3 protein-coding genes and 1 pseudogene are annotated in these 3,386 nt (G+C 71.3%); 1 reads left to right on the top strand and 3 read right to left on the bottom strand.

Features of this window, described 5'->3' with window-relative positions; translation table 11 throughout:
* Positions 1-311: pseudogene (locus E2651_RS44905) on the top strand (hypothetical protein); the annotation flags it as partial.
* A gap of 167 nt (positions 312-478) precedes the next feature.
* On the opposite strand, the gene E2651_RS42220 reads toward E2651_RS44905, so the two are convergent.
* From E2651_RS42220 to dprA, 3 genes are all read right to left on the bottom strand, one after another.
* Positions 479-1,036, bottom strand: a complete 558-nt coding sequence (locus E2651_RS42220) for a TetR/AcrR family transcriptional regulator (RefSeq protein ID WP_135336564.1) — start codon at positions 1,034-1,036, stop codon at positions 479-481.
* Positions 1,037-1,166: 130 nt separating this feature from the next.
* Complete coding sequence (gene whiG, locus E2651_RS42215) at positions 1,167-2,009, bottom strand: RNA polymerase sigma factor WhiG (protein WP_135336563.1); 843 nt, start codon at positions 2,007-2,009, stop codon at positions 1,167-1,169.
* 307 nt (positions 2,010-2,316) lie between these two features.
* A partial coding sequence (dprA, locus tag E2651_RS42210; RefSeq protein ID WP_135336562.1) for a DNA-processing protein DprA occupies positions 2,317-3,386 on the bottom strand: 1,070 nt, incomplete at its 5' end.

Here is a 3,386-nt window from a genome sequence, read left to right as displayed (position 1 = left end):
CACCCAGACCGCCCCCATTGCCGGCAAGCGTTCCGCACGGCGACATCCCGCCCAAGCCGTCCCTGGTGCAGGTTCCGTACGACGGCATACCGCCCAGGCCGTCCCCGGGTCAGGTTCCGTACGGCGACATCCCGACCAGGCCGCCCTCGTCGCAGACAGACGCTCCGCACGACGACACCCCACCCAAGCCGCCTGTGTCGTGGGCAGTCGTCCCGCACGACGACACCCCACTAAGGCCGCCCTCGTTGCGGGCAGGCGTTCCGCACGGCGGAACGGGTGGGCACAGCGCAACGCTGCCGGGTGCCGAGTGACCAGGCGGTGCCCACCAGCACGCTGCCGGGTTCCGAGTGACCAGGCGGTGCCCACCAGCACGCTGCCGGGTTCCGAGTGACCAGGCGGTGCCCACCAGCACGCTGCCGGGTTCCGAGTGACCAGGCGGTGCCCACCAGCACGCTGCCGGGTTCCGAGGAACCGGGGCTCAGCCCCGCACGCCCCGCAGGGCCATGGCGACTGCCGCCTCGGTAATGGCCGAGGGATCCTCCGCGGCGCCCAGCTCGATCCGCCGGACAGCCGCGTCCACCACGCCCTGGAGCAACATCGCCGCAAGGCGAGGCTCCGCATGACCCAGCGAAGCCAGCGCCTCGCCGATCATGGCGACGAGTCCCCCGTGCGCGGCGCGGATCTTCTCCCGCGCCCCCGCGTCCAGCTCGGCAGCGGAGATCGCGACAACGGCCCGGTGCCTGCGGTCGCCGACCAGATCCAGCTGCCGCCGCACATACGCCTCGACCTTGCCCTCGGCCGACTCCGCCCGTTCCATCGCCGCCGAAACCTCCGCCGCCCAGACGGGGAAGTCGACCTCGCAGAGCTCTTCGACGACCGCGGCACGCGACCGGAAGTACTCGTACACGGAGGACCGGGCGAGCCCGGTGCGCTCGGCGAGGGCGGGGAAGGTCAACGCCTCCGTACCGCCTTCGGACAGCAGGGACCGCGCAGCGTCCAGCAGGGCGCCGCGCTGCATCGACCGGTGCTCGGCCACAGAGGCCGCTCGAATCCTTGGCACACGTCCACTCTACGGACGCGATCGCCGACACGGGAGTGGATCCGCCCCGGAGAACCCGCTGCCCACCCCGCACGGCGCAGCCACGGGCAGGACCGATTCAGCGGGCTCAGCGGCCGAAACTCGCCAGCTTCGCCCGCAGCTGAAGCACGGACTTCGTATGGATCTGGCTGACCCGACTCTCCGTCACGCCGAGCACATTGCCGATCTCGGCGAGCGTGAGCCCCTCGTAGTAGTAGAGCGTGACGACGGTCTTCTCGCGCTCCGGCAACGTGTTGATCGCCCGCGCGAGAAGGCGCCGCAGCTCGCGGTCCTCCGCGACCTCGACGGGGTTGTCGGCCGCGGTGTCCTCGAGCGTGTCCATCAGGCTCAGCCGGTTGCCGCCCTCGCCGCCCACATGCAGCAGCTCTTCCAGAGCCACCACGTTCGCCAGCGACAACTGGCTGAAAACCGCGTGCAGTTCCTCCAGCGCGATCCCCATCTCATGGGCGACCTCGCCCTCCGACGGCGTACGCCGCAACTGCGCCTCGAGCGTGGCGTAGGCCCGCTCGACATTGCGCGCCTTCTGCCGCACGGACCGTGGAATCCAGTCGAGCGCCCGGAGTTCGTCGATCATCGCGCCGCGGATCCGCGTGATCGCGTACGTCTCGAACTTGATGGACCGCTCGATGTCGAACTTCTCGATGGCGTCGATCAGTCCGAACACCCCGGACGAGACGAAGTCCGCCTGCTCGACATTGGGCGGAAGACCCACACTCACCCGGCCCGCGACGTACTTCACCAGGGGCGAGTAGTGCAGGATCAGTTGCTCGCGCAGCCGGCCGTCCCCCGTCTCCTTGTACGACCGCCACAGCTCGTCCAGCGACGAGGGTGCGGGAGGCCGCTCCCGCTCGCCGCTACGGGCGGCGGGGGGAACTGCCGCCCGGTCGGACCCTGAGGTGTGCTGGGGCATTCGTCGCCTTGAGCCGTTCTGCCGTGTACTGCCGCGTACTGGTGGAGTCGCTCGGACCCATGAGGTGAACTTGCGTGAAGTGATTGAGGTTGTCCGTCTGATTGCCTGTCCGCGCCGGAATCCTTGTGAGCGTAGCGTGACTGGAGTGTCGCAGTGTGCGAAGAGTATGGGATCGCGCGTACGCAGATACGTTCCGCTTGACGCCCCGGAGAGTCCCCCTCATCGCAATGCGTGACGACCCCAGAGCGCCAACTGCGTGAATTCCCAAGGCCATCGGTGGTTCATCCAGACGGCCGAACACGTTCCGTCACGATCCCCCTCCCTCCGCGAAGACCGACACAATCGCCTGGCGTGTCAACTGCCAGCCATCGCCGTGTCGTTCGACGAACCCCAGTGAGCGCAGCTCGTACAGTCGACCGACGGCCTCGTCCACCGCCGTGCCCGCGCCCAGCGCGATCTCCCGCGCCGCCACACTCCCGCGGGCGGGCAGCGCCGCCAGGACGCGTGCGGCCTGAGGGGCGAGCAGATCGCGCGGCACCACGGGGCCGCGCCGCTGCGGCGCCACTTCGCCCATGTCCCCCACCAACTCGACGACTTCCGCGGCGTCGGTCACCAGAACTCCCTCGCCGCGCAGGAGTTCATGCACGCCCGCCGAGAGGCCGCTGGTGGCGGGGCCCGGCACCCCCATCGTGTGGCGGCCGAGCTCCTGGGCGCAGCGTGCCGTGACGAGCGCGCCGCTGCGGTACGCCGCCTCGACGACGACACTGCCCCGGGTGAGCGCGGCGATCACCCGGTTCCGGAGGATGAACCTGCTCGGCGTCGGGTGATCCCCGGGCGGCAACTCCCCGACCACAAGCCCCTGTTCCGCGATACGCCCGATCAACTCGGCGTGCCCGCGCGGATAGGGCCGGTCGACCCCGCACGCGAGCACCGCCACCGTGGCACCACCCGCGCCGAGCGCCCCCCGATGTGCCGCGCCGTCCACCCCGTAGGCCCCGCCCGAGACGACGACCCAGCCCCGCTCGGCGAGCCCCGCGCCGAGACCGGCCGCCATGTGCGCGCCGTACTCCGTGCAGGCCCGCGCGCCGACCACGGCCACCGACCGCAGCGCCCATATCCGCAGGCTGGGCCGCCCCCGCACCCACAGCCCGACCGGTCTGGCGTCCCCGAGGTCGTCCAACTGCACGGGCCATTCCGCCTCCCCCGGGCAGATGAACCGCACCCCGGCGTCCCGCGCCACCGCCAGGTCCCGCGCCGGCCCCGCCCGCTGCGCGCGAGCCCGCAGCCCTTCCCACCGCGCCGCTGTCACACCGTCAAGACGCTCCTCCCCCTCGACGAGCCGCCGCACCACTTCGCGGGCCCCGGCCTCCCGCAGCC

This window comes from Streptomyces sp. MZ04 (assembly GCF_004684775.1).
GTDB lineage: Bacteria > Actinomycetota > Actinomycetes > Streptomycetales > Streptomycetaceae > Streptomyces.
This window is presented reverse-complemented; position numbering and strand designations above follow the sequence as displayed.